Raw genomic sequence first — 16,032 nt, 5'->3', positions numbered from 1 at the left:
ATGAGCGAGACGAATCACGCCAATGACACACATTCACATCAATCTGATGACCATCAGGAATCTCACAGTGACTATGGGCCGACGATGGTGGGTCAGCATTGGCCAGGGACGCTGATGGACGCGATGGGCATGGAAGTGACACAGTATGGCCCTGACTGCACGTCGATCACAATGCCGCTTGAGGGCAATACGCAGCGAATTGGAATTCTGCATGGCGGCGCATCGGCGGCTCTGGCTGAGACAGCCGGATCGCTTGCGGCGGGAGCACACGCCTACAGTGTGGGCGGCCCGGATGCCTACGTGGTGGGCGTGGAACTGTCCATCTCGCATCTTCGAGCAGGCACCAAGGGGCCGATTACGGCGACGACCCGTGCGGCCCATCTGGGTGGCTCATCAACGGTTCATCTGGTCTCGATCACCGATGGAGATGAACGCCTCATTGGAACCGCACGTATTTCCAATCGTGTGCTGAAGCGACGCTGATCTCGGTCTTGAGCGAGACTGACAAGGGCGACGAAAATACGCGGTCTACACCTCTTGAGTTCACTGAGACGAATGCCACAGACACTGTTAATCTCATTTTTGGGATAGGGACTTACGTCACACCTACCTAAACTCCAATTGAGAGGACATTGTCATGACCACACACTCAATCGAAGAACTTGCCAACGCAATAGCTTTCGACTCCAACGGCGACAAGCTGGGCGACGTGAAGCAGGTATTTACCAACGATGCGACGGGTGAGCCCGATTTCATCGAAGTTGCTCACGGCCTCTTTGGCATGGGCTCCAGCCTTGTCCCACTGCGTGGATACCGCCTCGACGAGGAAGGCCTGCACCTCGCGTTTGAAAAGGATCGCATCAAGGATGCGCCTGACCTCGCTGATGAAGGTCACCTGACTCCTGAGGATCAGGACACACTGTACCGCCACTACGGTGTCGGTTCTCTGGCCGATGGTGCAGCACCGATCGAGGACCAAGCTCCGCGCACTGCACCGGAATCAGACGTTCCTGCCGCCGCCCCCGTTGCGCCTGTGGCCGACGAGGAAGTTCACGAGGAGGATCGCGCCGCTGAGGCGCGTCACCTGGCTGACCAGGAGCCGATCCACGACGAAGCAGACCAAGGCGAAATCATTCGTTCCGAAGAACAGCTCAACGTTGCCAAGGAACGCGTCGCGACTGGTGAAGCTCAGCTCCGCAAGACGGTCGTCACCGAAACCGAGACTGTCGAGGTTCCCGTCGAGCGCGAGGAAGTACGTGTGGTTCGCACCCCCATCAGTGAGGAAGAGGCAAAGAACCTGGATGGCCAGGACATCTCCGAGGGTGCTGCTTCCGTGACCCTGCATGAGGACCGTGTCGTTGTCTCCAAGGAGAGCGTGCCTGTTGAGCGCGTGTCACTCGAGACGCAAACCGTTCAGGACACGCAGACCGTGTCTGAAGACCTCAAGAAGGAGCGCATTGAAAGCAACGTCGACGGCGAAGAGCGTCTCGACTGATTGAGCGCGAGGCTCACTCAACAATGCGGGTCTTGCAACTTCGTGCAAGACCCGCATACACATATCTCAAGCAGTCTCAGTCATCCACCTGATCGATCACTGCGTCTGCGACCTCACGCATGGACAGGCGACGATCCATGGACGTCTTCTGGATCCATCGGAACGCCTCAGGCTCAGTCATGTCCATCTTTTCCATCAGGAGTCCCTTGGCGCGGTCAACGCGCTTGCGCGTCTCGAAACGCTCCGACATGTCGGAGATTTCTTCTTCCAGTGACTCGATTTCACGGTGACGGGACAGGGCGATTTCAACTGCGGGAATCAGGTCGGCAGGGCTGAAAGGCTTCACAACGTACGCCATAGCTCCTGCGTCGCGCGCACGTTCGACCAGTTCTTTTTGTGAAAAGGCAGTCAGCATGACAACAGCGCAGGAGAGCTCTCGCAGAATCTTCTCTGCAGCTGTGATGCCATCCATTTTGGGCATCTTGACATCCATCACACACAGATCAGGAGTGTCATCCTCGTTGTCGGGCTCCAGTGCCAGCCGAACAGCCTCTTCTCCGTCACTTGCCTCTGCGACGACGTCGAAACCTGCTGCGGTCAGCGTCTCGACAATATCAAGGCGGATCAGGGATTCGTCTTCAGCTACTAACACTTTTCGCGGCTTGTTTTCGTCTGTGCTCATCTGAAATTCCTTCAATTGGTGTCTGATCAATAAATATCTTATCCTTGATGAGCACGTTCGCGTGTGCCCTGGTAGCCCAATTGGCAGAGGCGGTCGGCTCAAACCCGGCTTGTTGTGGGTTCGAATCCCACCCGGGGTACAAATTACTGTGGCGGAATATCAACGAAAAGTTGGTGTCGAGCCGAAAGCAGGCCGTTTTCGTGCAATCTACGTGCAATACCGAACTGCTTACTAAACGTAATCGAGGGGTTTTCCGCCCATTTAAGCCGTTTTGCCCCCCACCTGCGAAAAACGCCTTTCAACCATATTGATACACGGCTATATATGGTTTCCCGGTGTGTCGCCAACCCTCACAGCACAGCCCGAACCGTAACCTGTCACACACCTGCGAGCGTTCGGACGTTCTCCCGCCTAACTTTCGCGCCGCTCCACTCAAGCGCAGTGATTGGGTAAGTGTTCGCGCTCAAGATGACCCCACGCCCGACCAGCAACATGCGGGTGGAAAGCGAACAAAAATCTTTGGGGCTGTGCCTTAAATGTGCTGGGCGACTTTCAGCCGCAACTAAGTCCCCCATGAGCACATTCCAACCTCGCAAGCCCGCCGGTTCACCCCAGGGCGGCCAGTTCGATTCCAAGACCCACGCCACGCTCCCCGACCCAGTAAACAACACCAGCACTGACATCCGTAACAAGGACATCAGCGGCCACTACCACGACCTCGACATCAACCACCAGTCGGTCATGAACGTCACCGGCGACATTAATCTCCACGACGCCACCCTCACCGAAGTTGAACTCCGTGAATTCAGCACCAACAACACCCACGTCGAGGGGTCAACGTTCAACAAGGTCGATATCCACGACAGTTTCATCTGCAACTCCACCGCCGCCAACCTGACCGCCAATAACGCCTACGTCGCGCACACGAGCCTGACGAAAAACCAGCTCACCAACGTCGCCCTGAACAAGAGTATTTTCACTAGCGTTGACGCCCACGCTCTCCAGGCCGACAACCTGACCGTCACCGGCGGTAATTTCGAGAACACACAATTCATCAGCTCCACGGTCACGGACTCTCACCTCAACGGCAGTGTATTCGAGGACTCCTGGCTCCACTCCGCCGACCTGACCAACACCACCATGACCGACTGCACATTCATCGCGTCAAACTTCAACTACACCAACATGAATAACACCACCATCACCGGCTGCACATTCACCAACACGCCGTTCAACCACGCCAACTTGAACACAACCCGCATGACCGACTGCTCATTCACCTACTGCAATTTCTCCCGCAGCACGCTTGAACATGTCACGCTGGATGGTTCCACGTTCTCCGGCACCAGGTTCAACATTGCCGACAAGGACTACTTGACCGACCTTGAAGCCGCCGGACGTATCCAGATGGAAGGCTGCACGTTCAACGCCGACCCCCCTGTACAGCCTTAACAGCGAGAGTAGACGTGGAGGCTCTAAATGGTGTCAGGTTTGTGTCCTGCCGCCTTGACCGCAGCCTCCAGCCGCAACTAGAGAATCTAGCCCGCACGGGCACGCTGGTAGTGGATGAATGTGAATGGAGTATGGCACGATGAACGGTCGTGACGGAGCTGAAGGATCCTGGCAGGCGCTCACAAACGCGTTCTGGAGCGTGTGGGATCTGATCTGGTCGAACGAAATCCTCATGTGGGTGTTCGTGATCGCGCTCGTCGCGTCCATCGGGTCCATGCTAGGCAAGCTGCTCGGCGCTGGAGTCAGAACCACACTGTCCATTGTGGGAACTGTCGTGGGTATCGGCCTGATCTGGTGGGTGCTGCGCGGCCTCGGAATTCTTTAAGCACCACGATACGGTCACGCTCGAGTCAAACCGGGTTCCGTACAGTCAAAAGCGCTCCAAAGACCGGTAATACTTCAGCCACGCCTGGGTAAACGTGCGTCAAGAAACGGTCAACGTGCCGCCATATCGCAGCGTCAAACACAGTTCAAGCACTGGTCATGGGCTGGTCAAGCAGGAACCGCCACGGTAGGAACCCGCCCCCTTAACGCAGTGCTTGATTCTCGCACCACCATGCGAACAAACCATCGTCATGTACGCGGGGCCGGGCAGGTACGCTGCCCTGACGGCACCAGATACCCCCTCCGGCAACATGGCCGACGAGCTACACCCACTCTAACACGCGCCATCCGCATCACCGGGTAGCGCGGGAAGTCTCCGCCTTCAGGCGTGGGGAGGAATCAAGTCACGGTCAATCCTCATCCCGCACATGACGCAACAGTTCTCATGCCGCACGCACCCTTGCGCGCATCACTTCCCGCTCACACAGGATCGACAGTTCCGTCAGCCTCCACACCAACGCGCGCGGATCCTCCACGCCCAACTCGCGCACCATCGCATCCACATTCGATGACAACACCATGCGCAACATCATCCGGTACCACGGTGGCAAAGCCCGCAACAGTCGGACAGGGCCAACAAACTCCACGCACGACAAGACGCGAACCCACATGCGTTCAGCCACCTCGTCCACGTTCAGCGGGGTCAGCAACGCCCACAATTCCACATGCCCGCGCCCACTGCGAATACCTGACAGAAGTGCGCGAACCGTGCTTGTTGTCTCACTCATACCCCTGCTTGTGGGACACGTAGCCCGACGACGCGCCCCGTCCCACAAGAACACGTTAGACGAACACGTACCTCCAATGGCGCTACGACTACACTCAGCGGGTGGAGCGCAACGCCACACATCAAGGCTCCTGCTAGTCTCCGCCCGCCAACCACCGCAACGCCACGTACTGGTCAAACAGGTGCCGCTCCTCGCGGTCCAGCAGATACGCGTCAGCCCGCCTGAACATTTCAGCTTCGCTCATGTTCAAGCGCTCCAGAATCTCACGCATCCGAGACTCCACCTGCTCGTCGGTCACAAACCTCACATGTTCACTCATGCTCCTCCTTGTGGGACACGCGTCTCCATGACCACACGCCCACACCCAGCACCACCAGGACAGTCGCGCCAGCAGCCCACACCGGCCACACACTCTCCCGACGCCCCTCAATCGGAATCGGGTCATGCGACTCGTCAAACCACGTGCGCTCCCCCACCACCACCAGGCGGTGAGTATTCACACTGTACGGCGTGCACGTCACCAGCGTCACCAGGTCACGGCCAGCCACGCGCTGCGACATGAGCGACGCCTCTTCAGGAGTCTTCACCTCTTTCATCGTGACCCTGTACGCACCCGTCCACCCACCGGTCCGCACATAAAACACGTCACCCACCGCCACGTCTTTGAGCCGGTCGAACATGCGGGACGCGCGCAACCCCGTGTGAGCCGTGACCACACTGTTGCGATCCACCCCACCCACCGGAAGGTCAGAGCCGAACAAATGCCCCGCACCCCGCTCCAACGTGCCAGCCTCCGTCCCGTGATAGACCGGCAAGTCAATACCCACGGTGGGCACCACCACGCGGCTCATCACGTCCGAAACACCAAACACCAGTTGGCTGCGATACTCCTCATCCCCGCCACCAGCCGACGGCATCACTGTTTTCGACGCGTTGTAGGCGCGCGCAGCCTCCACAACTTTCTCCCACCCCACAGTGGTCGACTCCTGCGAGTAGGACGCGATCTGGTCAGACTGGACGATGCTGGCCACCCAGCCGCCCACAAACGGGTAGAACGCGAGGCACACGCCTATCAGCATCCCCACGATTCCCACGATGACGGGCCGGTGGGACGCGGCGCGCCGCACATGTCTCGGCCCTGCTTTCACGCTCACACCCATCCTTGTGGGACACACACCACGCACCTGGAACGCCAAGGCGACTCCCGCGCGGGTCGGCAACACAATGGTGGGGGCAGCCCGCACAGGCGAACCACCCCCACCACGCTAGGGAATATAGGTCAGTCGGCTTTCCTGGCTGAACGGGCGGCGACAAGTGCGCCACCAGCAGCAACCAGGATTCCGGCAACGATCAGAACGTAGAAGCCGGTCGAACCGGTACGGGGCAGGAACCCGCCACCGTGGGCCGGAACGTTCTTCACTTCGATCGCAGTGGCGGAAGCAAGCTGTCCGGCCACATCGAACTGGATCGGCTCGGCGAGCAGTTCGTAACCGGTCGGAGCCTTGGTCTCAACCAGCCAGTAGTACATGTAGCCAGTAGCACCCTTCTCGACTGCCGCGCCATCAGCGAAGTTCGAGTAGCGCAGGCCGTCGAACGTCACAGAACCGTCCTGGTCGGTAGCCTTGGCTTTAATGATCTCGGTTGCGGTCTTGAAATCGTTGGTGGACGACGCGTACACCGCGAACTCAGCACCCTCAAGAGGCTTGTTCTCCTGGCCCGTCTTGTGCAGCTTCACGCCACCGAACTTGGTCTGCGGAATATCAGTCGGGGTTCCACCGTTCTCCACGGACGCAGCATTCGGGTAGAACATTGCCTGGTTGTTGATCTCGCCCGCAGCATTCACGCGGGTGACGATCGTGGTGACAACCTTCGCATCCTTGTCAGCCTTGATGGCTTCCAGAGCCTTGGCGCGACCAGCCTCAGTCAGCTCCATAGTGAAAGCCTGACCCTCAGCCTTCACCGTGTAGTCAGCCTGCTCTGCCGATTTTCCACCGATAGTCACGGTGGCTTTCTGGTAGGTCAGCTTCGGATCCAACTGGTCAGTCACGCGGTACAGGTCGGTCGCCTCACCGCCAGGAATAGATGTGGTCACGTTCCACACAACATCAGACGAACCCATGAAGTTCGCAGCCGCATCCTTCACGTCCTTTTCAGCCGAACGCACATCGTTCTTCGGGTAGACGTGAACGTCGTAAACCCACTTGTTCAGGTCGGTCGGGTGCGTCATCGGGATCGTCACGACGAACGGGGCGACACCCGTGTACTTCTGCATCTGCTCGGTGGTCAGCTTTTCTTCCACCTTGTAGGCACCAACCGGCAGATCAGCGAACTTGGCAATACCGTCCGACGCAGTAGTCTGCTTGACCGGTGTACCCTCAGTAATCGTACCGGGCAGTGCAGAACCGTCCTCCACGGCCTTCACCGCGCCCTCAAGATCAGTCCACCCCGCGTTCGTCTTCAAGTCGATACCGTTGAGCGGAATCACATCAAACTCGATCCCGTCAATCGGATCACCCTGAATGGACTTATCCTCAAGACCCGTACCATGCTCCGGCTGAGTGTTCGGCTGAGCCAGTTTATGAACCGTCAGCGAACCCGTATCCTTGTCAATGCTCGGGTGGTCAGCGGCCATTGCGCCACCGGCACCACCCGCCAGGCCGGTCATCGCGATCACGCACGCGGCACCTACCGCCAGAGGCTTACTCCTCCAGAAGTGTTTCACGAGAAAACTCCTTACCTTGTTGAAGTCTGCCCACAGCGCCACGCCACGGGCAGCCGCCAGAACACCTGGCGGGAAACACTATCCGCGCCACGCACCACCAACCTCTCCACTACTCAACAACCAACTCACGACCTTCTACGCACCACCAGCAGGGACGCTGCGCCGATCAGGACACCCAGCATGATGAGTGCCACGTAGCCGGGCGCACCCGAAGCAGGGAACACCACATTCGCATACGCGCTGAACTCCGCATCATCTTGCGCCAGCTTCCCGCTCGTCACGCCCACACCAACGGCAAACACCTGATCCACATGCTTCGAAGGCGCCGTCACCGTCAGCGTGCCCACGCAATCCACGTGCTCACCCTTCTTCAACTCGCCCTCCACGCCAGGCCACTGGCACGTGAAGTCCCGCACCTGGTCACGACCCACGATCGTGTGATCCGACCAGTCCACGCTCTTCAGGTCTTCGCCACCACTGTTCGTGATACGCACGGTCACAGCCACGTCCTGCCCATCATTAGCCGGAATGTTCGTCTCGAACACGCCATCAACCAGGCGGCCCTTCTGAACCGTGAGCATCGGGGCGGGCAATTCGCGCAGGCGCACCCGCATCGATGACGAATCACTGACCGGAGTCTTCGTAATAGTTGACGTTCCCGTCACGGTTACCGTGTCGCGGTGCTCGTCCTGACCTTCCTTGTGGGACAAGGCCAGAGGGATACGGCACGTGAGTGTGCCACCCGGCTTCAACACGGTCTTACTCGCATCCGTGAACGTTGCCGTCTGGTCTGCCGTCTTCAGATTGCCGATCGCGCACTGAGCAGTGGTCGCGCCCGCATAATCAGCGGCAGGACCCTTCTCCAGCACGTCACTGAACGACAGTGAGCCGACCGGTTCTTCACCCGTGTTCGTCACCACGATCGTCTGGAACGGCTTGTCAGTATCCTCGACCACCGAGTCCTGAGAAAGTTTCGCCAGGTCGGTCTCCGTGTCGTTGAGCGCCACACCCTTATGAACACTGATCGCCGCATCATACGTCACCAGGCCCGCATTCACGTCTGTCTTCGTACGAGCAGAAGATGTCAGCGTAATGTCATAGCTGGCGCCGCTCGCCGTATCGGCACACGACACGTTAGCCGAACATGACTGTGCCCTCGTGGTGAACGCCCACGACTTTTCAGGATCAGGATTATCACCCGCGTTAAACACCACACGGTACGTCCCCATAGGCAGGCCGTCAAACGTGTACCGCCCGTTCGGGTCCGTCACCTGCGTGGACACGGGGGTGTCGCCCTGCATGAGTGTGACAGTTGAGCCCGCGACGCGCCCCTCACCATTGGTGTAGCGACCGTCACGGTTCTGATCCCAGAACACGTTGCCGGTAATACTGCCCACGGGGACTTCAGCTTTCGGAACCTGCGCGTACACCTGATCGCACGCATCACCCGGTGTTTCCCAGTCACTGGTTGCAGTACACGACCGGTTGCCCGTCAGCTTGCCGAACCCGGTGGGGTTTTTCGCGTCGAAGGCAGGCGTGCTCGCCGCTGTAGGCGTATCGCGCGGAGTGCGGGCCTGCGTGTAGAACGCCTGGTTTGTGACCACCTGCCCCGCGTCCTTCCGGTTCACGGTTCCACGCACCGTGTATGTTATGGATTCGCCGGGCTTCAACAGCGGCACGTTGTACGTGCGGGTCGTGTTCTTTCCGTCGTTCACCGTGGAGGAGGGGGTGATTGACTGAACACTATTCACAAAACCATCAACCTGACGATAGATGCCCGAACTGGTGAACTCGTACACGTTTCCCTTGTCGGTGACGTAATAGTAGTACTCGGCAACGGTGTCCGTCCCTTGGGATACGGAAACGGTTCTTTCCCCTTCGGGCGGTACAGGTGCCCAATCGGGGAATCTCGTGTACCAACCTTTCATCTGATACTGATACAGTGTGCCGTCAGATGCCCGTGCGTAAAGCTTGTCGTCTTTTTTCTCAAAGCCTACGAGAGTGCTAGACACACCTTCCTGCTTTTCGACAAAGCTTTCGCGGGCACCTCTTCCGTCTAATGTATATGCCTTCCCGTCGCCCGTTATGATAGCGCTGTTGTAGGGATCAAAGTCCACCACGTTGTCCAGGGGACCAGCTGTCTTACCAAGAGTGTCGGACCATATTTTAACCACATCGAAATCACAGCCAGAAGCTGAGCTGCTAGAACGACGTGTATAGAGTCGCCCGTCAGTGCCTATATACGTTTTTGGCTCCATGGCTTTCCACACGTTCGTCTTGTCGCAGTACATGCTGTAACCAAGAGGCGGGCTGTTCCTTATTTCCATAGAAAGCGAATCGTCCGGGGCAAAGGCACGCCCACCGGCTGTCACAATGAGACCATTACGAATACTCATGACAGGCCCCTCGGGACCTTCGCCGATAATATCTTGAGGTCGAGCAAGGCCGCCGTCTTCCTTGACAATGGCTCGAAGCTTCGGATTGGACTTAGATATCAAGTACGCAACACCATTGTCGAGGCTCACCCTGGTCCTACCCCAGTTGGCATCCCAATAGTCCTGCCCTCTCATCTTCCAGGATTTAGAGTCAGCATTCACAGGACGAATATCCCCGTTGTCGTAAATGACAACAGGAACTTCTTTATCAATGTTGGATTTAACAAGCCTGACAGCTTGTGCGTCGGTGCCTGCATACAGTTGGTGTACTTTGGCGACCCTGGCCACACCGTCCTTCACGAGGTACGGGATCCCGCCGGAAACCACATAGATTTCGGAGTTTTTTATCATCTGGCCACTCCAACCACTGTACGGATCCACCACGACCCCCATCGAGTGGATCGGCACCCCGTCCACAGTCGTCACGGCTGTGACTTCGCCTTCTAGACCATGAGGCCGATAGAGTATAACTCCGTCGCTCCTGCGGTAATAGGCGCCATTGGAGTCAAGAGACTCCACGACCTTTACTCCCGTTGAGGCGGTAATCCCTGCAACGTTACTGGACGTCGCGTCCGAGAAGACACCGTTCACTAACGGAACGTTTCCACCGTTCTTGACGGTGACATTCCACTCCACCGCGCACTCCGTCTGCCTGCCGGAACATACTGCTTCTGCCGGGTTTTTCCTCACGTCAGCGTAGGGATCAGCAGCAAACAACGAGAAATCCATGGAGTCGACGCGGGAATTTTTGGCGACGTTCAGATTCATTGACCTATTTGACGCGAAAATGCCCCGAACCCGTGGAGGTGACGACACGATTGAGGACGGGTTTTTCACCCCCTTTTGGGCATCGGATTCACGGTCAGTTGGATAATCGCTGATCTTCGTTACGTACATGCCTGAGCGGAGCTCGGAAAACTCGTAGAAACCATCACTGTCTGTTGTCGTCTTTCCAACAGCTGCCCCATCCTTGTCCAGGAGTTCAACTGTCACACCACTGATAGGTTCGCCCGCACTGTAAACGCCAGATCCGTCCTCCTTGTTGTTCCAGAAGACGTGCCCGGACACTGACGAGGAGACAACTTTGATGTCGGCTGGCCATGCCATGACCTTGTTATTACCAATGCCGGTGGCATGGACCGGACCCACCCACATAAGATACTCGTCGCCAGTCTTATTCCCCTCCGGCTCCAGGTCGATATTGACGCGGGTCACGCCAACTTTGCCGTTTCCGCCATCTTGATGGATTCTCACGGCAGTAGTATCTGCGTCACACGTTGTTGACCACCGTGTGCGTGAGTCAGTTGGATCAAGCGAAGGGTTAGGCGTGTTAGTGCACATGAGTGTTGACGATGCGTCCGAATTGCCACGGTCTATACTGGCTTTCTTCAGGACATAGGTTCCATGAAAGTTGGACTTGACCGGACCGTCGTAGCCTGTACTGCCCGACTGGCGAAGCGTTTCCATGAACTGGCTGTCATTACCTTTGCCTGGCAGGACGACCACGGTGTCTGTCTTGTAAGCGCCTGTTTCGTGCGCGCCGGAAATGGTGACATCCCATGACAGCAGGTCACCGATTTCGACTTCCTTAACCTTTTGCTGTAAGTACTCGCTGACGGTGGCAATCCGGTCAACTATCAGGGAGTGTTCTCCTCTGGCTGTCAGGGGGTGTGTTTTTCCATTGGGAAGGTGCCCGTTCGTCGTGACCGTAGCCGACAGTGACACTGAGTCTGCCGCTATCAGGGACACGTCGCCTGTCAGTCGGACTTTCGGAAGGCTTCCCATGCTTTCACCATTGTATTGGTAGAAAGATTTCACCTGAATGGGGTCATCGATCGAGAGGACGAGGCTTCCGGGCTTCGCGTTAGGCGTTCCGCATCCTGTTCCGTCGGTCTTTTCGACAACAGTCCACGGTTCTTGAATGTCGCGAATGTTGAGAAGGCATGGGTCTGTTGCCAGTCGCATGACTGAAGGACCGAAAAGCTGTTTGACGGTCGCCTGGTTCTTGATGACAGACTCAACAGTGTAGGTAACAGTCCTGTCGACAGGATCCACTTTGCTCACTCTGTTGGATCCGACATGAAGGTCAATACCCATGGGGGATGGCAATGCTGGGACCAATTCCCGCTGGTTTACCCTGTTATCAGTCTTCCCGTCTACCAGTCCTGTGGCAGTATCTGGTATTGCTGCGGGTATTGGTTCGGTGAACGTGTTGACGACCTGAGGCATCGTGAACGAGAGTGGGTTCGCAGACCCGCCAGAAACGTTCGTGAATGTGACGCGGACAGCTCTGGCACCCTTGGGGGCTTCCATGGACTCGACCCATTCGCCTGAGCCGGATGTCACTTGCCTTCCGGTGGCTGACAGTGACCATTCGACCTTCACGCCGGATGGGGTCCGGCCACCCCAGTATATGGTGGATTCTCCACGGCTTGACACGTGTCGCGGGTCCCACTGGTCGGTCACCGTATAGGTGTGTGTCCCCTGGGTTGGGTAGACTTTAAGAACAGTGTTGAATTCCGTTCCTTCGGCAACCAGGCTGGTTGCGTGGTTGCGAACGAGTGTCGGATGATTATTCATCACCTTGTTGCCGGGGTCCCATAGTGTTTCCCCCATGTCGAATGGCCGGTAGAGCTCCTTGCCGAAAATTCTCCCCGGTGGTGGCGGCAGCGGCTTGTAGACGGCCAGTCTCACATAGTCGTTGTTTCCAACACCGAAGCCTTGTATGGAATTTGTCCCCCGCAGGTTCGCGGTGGAATCCTTCACTCCAAGCCCATCTCCAGGCTGCCACCCGTCCCCGTTGTTGCGGTATATGTCAGTCGCGAACGCGTTTTTATCCAACTGGAAGTGGGGGGTAAAAACTTTCGATTCTCCGTCAGCGAGGTCGCCCCATGATTTCACCGAGTATTCAAGCCGGGCTTCCCCCTTGTGGGTAGGGACAATAACTTTCCCGTCACGAACTTCAAGTGTTTTACCGTCGAGTGTCCATGTGGCTTCCGGCATTCCGCCCGTGTCAAGTGTTCCTGACCACGGTGTGGAAGCTGTCGAGCCTTTTGTGGATCCAGCTCTTCTCAGTTCTTCGGGGGTGAGGATGACCGAGCCTCTGGTTTGGCTTGCTTCTTTGGATGTACACATGGCGCGGTTGCATGTATCTGTGGATACCACCATGTCGGCGCTGGGGGCGCTCACCACGGTCACTGACGGGGCTTCAGCAAGCTCGTCGCCTGTCTTCACGCCCATAGACTGACCAGATACCGCCACACCGGCAGTGTCTCCACCTCTCATGGTCAGCGGCACTTTCACAGTGATCGGCACACCGCGCTTGAGCGAATACGTGCACTGCCCGTGCGTACTGCTTCCCGTATATCGGGAGGACACGAACTGGTTGGACGCGCACAGGCTCGAATTATCCTTCTGGGAAAATGTTAGAAATTCGGGGGCTTGAAAGTCGACGACCACTTCCCTCTCGGGTCCTGCGGCAAACTGCGTGGTCACCTCGTATTGCACAAAGTCATTCGTTGCCACTACCCCATCAGTGGGAGTGTCATCAGCCGGGCTGAACCCGTTTTTTGTCTGAATGAACGTTTGAGCGGGGGTACCGTGGCCTGTCCCGTCGTAAATCTTCTGGATCGTACTGAACGCGTACGACTGCTGAGCCGCTTGGGCGGTCGGTGTCACGCTGGCGAGCATGGTTCCGACCATGGACGTGGCAAGCAAGGCCGCAAGGATTTTACCAAAACCAGTTTTTCTCACGATAAAGCCTCCAACTCATTTCCCTACTTGACGTAATGCGACAAACAGTGCGGTGTGCATCCGATCAGCCTGCGCACTTGTCCAGTTCGCGGTCGATGGCACGTTTTTCGGCGCGCGTCATCGACAAGCCATACTTAGTTTTGACCTCCACTTGACGAGAAACATACTCGCAGCGGAAAGACTTGTTCGACGGGAGCCACGTGGCAGCATCCCCATCCTTTTTCGCCATGTTCGCGGGACCATCTACAGCCAAAAGGTTCACCGGGTCGTTCGCAAATTGGAGCCGTTTCGCATCGTCCCACGCGTTCGCCCCCGACACCCACGCGTTCGACAACGCCACCACGTGGTCAATCTGCACCGCGCTCGACGTCTTATTCCCGCGCGTAAATCGGATCGTCTTACCCGTGTACGGGTCATCCAGCACTCCACTGGTCACCACACAGTCATGCGTCCCAGGCTTGAACGTCACTCCGGTCAGGTCGCGCGCCAAAATATCGTTACGCGTATCGCACCCATTATGGTCAACGTCCGACCACGCGGGGCCAAACGCGTCCCGCTCATACCCGGTTTTCGGAGCTTTCCCCTTCACATCCACGTCATCCAGAGCTTGCTGAACCTGCGTGATAATACTGGTGCCAGCCTCCTCGGCCTTCTTTTTCGCCTCATCCCAGTCCACGTCGGGCGCCCCACCCGTCTTGGGTGCAGTCACGACAGGCGGGTCAACAATGGCATCAGGGTTACCGAAACCGAGAGCCGTGGACACGTCGCGCCACACTCCCGTATGCGTGAGATAAATAGCCATGCCGAGCACGATCAGTGCCGACACGATCCATTTCAACCCGTTTGCAAACCTCATGACCCTCCTTGTGGGACTGGTCGCCTGGTCGCGCACCGTGCGGCTAACTCCAAATGATGTACCCCGTGCAGTTCGTGAATGTGAAGCGCTCCTCCTGGTCGCGGCGCAGCCTTAAACCATCCACGTTGCAGTCACGAATGTGTGCATGATCGTCTTCTTCGAACAGCATTCCGTGCATGTTCGACCCGCGCAGGTCACTGCCAACGAACTGTGCTCCCGCCGCTGGGCACTCGCCCTCAAAAGTGGTACGACGCATGTCAGTGTTTTTCACGTACATGTTCTGCACGTTCGTGTTGGTGAACGTACAGTCACACGCCGTCGTGTCCATGAGGGCGAACTGGCTGATGTCCGAGTCGGACACTTTCATGGCGTTCGCGCTTCCGCCACGGACTTCAGCGTCCTGCATCGAAACGTTATGAATGGTTGCGCAGGCAATAATCGTGTCATCAAAACCGGCGTGATCCATCATGGTGTCAGCGATGTCCATGTTAGCCAGGTCGCACGAGAGCGCTTTCAGGCCGTACATTTCGCAACCGCGGATCGTGATGTAGCCGCCCTTCACACTGGTCCACTGCATGTCGGGGCTGGTCATCCTGGTGAACCTCATCCCGTCAGCGTGCGTGTTGGTGAGTGCCAGTTTTTTCGACTGGCCGCGCGTGAAAGAGGTGTTCATGAGGGACGTTCCGCTGATTTCACTGTCACTGAAGTCGGTTTGCGTGCATTGCGCGCCGTTCATGTCGCATTCGATGAAGGTGCTTCCTCCCCACCCGCCTGCGAGTTTTGAGTCGCGCATGGAGCAGATGTGGACGATGGACGGCTCGTAGCTCCAGTTCCCGACTTCGCTATTGTCAAAGCACTGTCCGGCTATGATGGGGCGGGCATCACTGATGACATCCCCCATGTCGATCGCAGCGTGGGGCTTGGTGTCGAACTGGCCACCCTGGGTGGATCCGGCTGGTTTGCGTGGCTGAAAAGAACTCATGGAACTACCAGTTGCGGCTGGAACAAAACGCTCGGGTTGACCAGCACGAAAGTTGAGTGAGCCAGAACCCGAGTAGGCGATAAGGCGAAGGTCGCTGGCTGGCGGCACTCGCAGTCAGTCCATGACCGCCGCGCTTGAGAGCGGAGCGTCCCAGCAGGCCAGGGCGAAAGTCCCTGCGGCTAAGACGAACACGGTTGGGTTGACCGGCACCGGAAGCCAGTCCACGACCGCCGCGCTTGAGAGTGGAGCGCCCCAGCAGGACAGTGTGGAAAGTCGTGCGGCTGGAACAAAAAACGCGTGAGTCGGAGGCGCGAAAGTTGAGCGGGTCGTGTGGTTGTGCGCCAGTTTTTGAATCGGAGCCCCGCACGGGCATGAAAAAGGGCGGCTCACCACTCACTTTTACGAGTATGAAACCGCCACTTTTCGCTTGCATTCCGCCGAAAAACCGGTGTTCACCAGTATATCAGTGGGAAGTGTAGAGAG

At 57.4% G+C, this 16,032-nt stretch carries 12 protein-coding genes and 1 tRNA gene; 5 read left to right on the top strand and 8 right to left on the bottom strand.

The genetic code is table 11. The features are described 5' to 3' along the window. Both HMPREF2975_RS08690 and HMPREF2975_RS08685 read left to right on the top strand, forming a co-directional pair. The gene (locus HMPREF2975_RS08690) at positions 1 to 483 is read left to right on the top strand and encodes a PaaI family thioesterase (RefSeq protein ID WP_227469353.1); all 483 of its coding nucleotides are present in this window, start codon (positions 1 to 3) and stop codon (positions 481 to 483) included. Positions 484 to 637: 154 nt separating this feature from the next. After that, positions 638 to 1,495 (top strand): YsnF/AvaK domain-containing protein, encoded by an 858-nt coding sequence (locus HMPREF2975_RS08685; protein ID WP_058236644.1) that lies wholly within the window; start codon positions 638 to 640, stop codon positions 1,493 to 1,495. 76 nt (positions 1,496 to 1,571) lie between these two features. On the opposite strand, the gene HMPREF2975_RS08680 is transcribed toward HMPREF2975_RS08685, so the two are convergent. Then, positions 1,572 to 2,177: an ANTAR domain-containing response regulator gene (locus tag HMPREF2975_RS08680; protein ID WP_058236643.1), complete on the bottom strand. Its 606-nt coding sequence runs from the start codon at positions 2,175 to 2,177 to the stop codon at positions 1,572 to 1,574. A gap of 65 nt (positions 2,178 to 2,242) precedes the next feature. Between HMPREF2975_RS08680 and HMPREF2975_RS08675 the strand changes: the two genes are divergently transcribed. The 3 genes from HMPREF2975_RS08675 to HMPREF2975_RS08665 all read left to right on the top strand — a co-directional run bounded on the left by HMPREF2975_RS08675 (position 2,243) and on the right by HMPREF2975_RS08665 (position 4,014). After that, positions 2,243 to 2,316, top strand: a tRNA-Leu gene (locus HMPREF2975_RS08675). A 314-nt stretch (positions 2,317 to 2,630) separates the two neighbouring features. Then, positions 2,631 to 3,629, top strand: coding sequence for a pentapeptide repeat-containing protein (locus HMPREF2975_RS08670; protein ID WP_083314498.1), 999 nt, complete (start codon positions 2,631 to 2,633; stop codon positions 3,627 to 3,629). A 139-nt stretch (positions 3,630 to 3,768) separates the two neighbouring features. After that, positions 3,769 to 4,014: a hypothetical protein gene (locus HMPREF2975_RS08665; RefSeq protein ID WP_141757394.1), complete on the top strand. Its 246-nt coding sequence runs from the start codon at positions 3,769 to 3,771 to the stop codon at positions 4,012 to 4,014. A 442-nt stretch (positions 4,015 to 4,456) separates the two neighbouring features. On the opposite strand, the gene HMPREF2975_RS08660 is transcribed toward HMPREF2975_RS08665, so the two are convergent. From HMPREF2975_RS08660 to HMPREF2975_RS08630, 7 genes are all read right to left on the bottom strand, one after another. Continuing rightward, positions 4,457 to 4,801 carry a hypothetical protein gene (locus HMPREF2975_RS08660; RefSeq protein WP_070727115.1) on the bottom strand — a complete coding sequence of 115 codons (345 nt, stop codon included), beginning with the start codon at positions 4,799 to 4,801 and terminating at the stop codon, positions 4,457 to 4,459. Between the two features lie 133 nt (positions 4,802 to 4,934). Next, positions 4,935 to 5,120, bottom strand: a complete 186-nt coding sequence (locus HMPREF2975_RS08655) for a hypothetical protein (RefSeq protein WP_070727112.1) — start codon at positions 5,118 to 5,120, stop codon at positions 4,935 to 4,937. Continuing rightward, complete coding sequence (locus HMPREF2975_RS08650) at positions 5,113 to 5,955, bottom strand: class C sortase (RefSeq protein WP_193600037.1); 843 nt, start codon at positions 5,953 to 5,955, stop codon at positions 5,113 to 5,115. The genes HMPREF2975_RS08655 and HMPREF2975_RS08650 overlap by 8 nt, the downstream gene beginning before the upstream one ends. A gap of 125 nt (positions 5,956 to 6,080) precedes the next feature. Next, positions 6,081 to 7,523, bottom strand: a complete 1,443-nt coding sequence (locus HMPREF2975_RS08645; protein WP_141757390.1) for a SpaH/EbpB family LPXTG-anchored major pilin — start codon at positions 7,521 to 7,523, stop codon at positions 6,081 to 6,083. A gap of 125 nt (positions 7,524 to 7,648) precedes the next feature. Further along, entirely contained in the window at positions 7,649 to 13,711 is a 6,063-nt protein-coding gene (locus HMPREF2975_RS08640; protein WP_141757388.1) for an SdrD B-like domain-containing protein, read from the bottom strand. Between the two features lie 64 nt (positions 13,712 to 13,775). Continuing rightward, positions 13,776 to 14,567, bottom strand: a complete 792-nt coding sequence (locus HMPREF2975_RS08635) for an HNH endonuclease family protein (protein ID WP_227469352.1) — start codon at positions 14,565 to 14,567, stop codon at positions 13,776 to 13,778. Between the two features lie 43 nt (positions 14,568 to 14,610). Then, entirely contained in the window at positions 14,611 to 15,549 is a 939-nt protein-coding gene (locus HMPREF2975_RS08630; protein WP_070727104.1) for a pentapeptide repeat-containing protein, read from the bottom strand. Positions 15,550 to 16,032 lie beyond the last annotated feature (483 nt).

This window comes from Actinomyces sp. HMSC065F12, assembly GCF_001814535.1.
Classification (GTDB): Bacteria; Actinomycetota; Actinomycetes; order Actinomycetales; family Actinomycetaceae; genus Pauljensenia; species Pauljensenia radingae_A.
Note: the sequence above shows the minus strand (reverse complement) of the source record. Positions and strands in the feature narration are given on the sequence as shown.

What these genes read in the sequence shown, in the direction of transcription:
- HMPREF2975_RS08690 (WP_227469353.1), top strand. Translation starts at nt 1, where the DNA reads ATGAGCGAGACGAATCACGCCAATGACACACATTCACATCAATCTGAT.
- HMPREF2975_RS08685 (WP_058236644.1), top strand. Translation starts at nt 638, where the DNA reads ATGACCACACACTCAATCGAAGAACTTGCCAACGCAATAGCTTTCGAC.
- HMPREF2975_RS08680 (WP_058236643.1), bottom strand. Translation starts at nt 2,177, where the DNA reads ATGAGCACAGACGAAAACAAGCCGCGAAAAGTGTTAGTAGCTGAAGAC.
- HMPREF2975_RS08665 (WP_141757394.1), top strand. Translation starts at nt 3,769, where the DNA reads ATGAACGGTCGTGACGGAGCTGAAGGATCCTGGCAGGCGCTCACAAAC.
- HMPREF2975_RS08660 (WP_070727115.1), bottom strand. Translation starts at nt 4,801, where the DNA reads ATGAGTGAGACAACAAGCACGGTTCGCGCACTTCTGTCAGGTATTCGC.
- HMPREF2975_RS08655 (WP_070727112.1), bottom strand. Translation starts at nt 5,120, where the DNA reads ATGAGTGAACATGTGAGGTTTGTGACCGACGAGCAGGTGGAGTCTCGG.
- HMPREF2975_RS08635 (WP_227469352.1), bottom strand. Translation starts at nt 14,567, where the DNA reads ATGAGGTTTGCAAACGGGTTGAAATGGATCGTGTCGGCACTGATCGTG.
- HMPREF2975_RS08630 (WP_070727104.1), bottom strand. Translation starts at nt 15,549, where the DNA reads ATGAGTTCTTTTCAGCCACGCAAACCAGCCGGATCCACCCAGGGTGGC.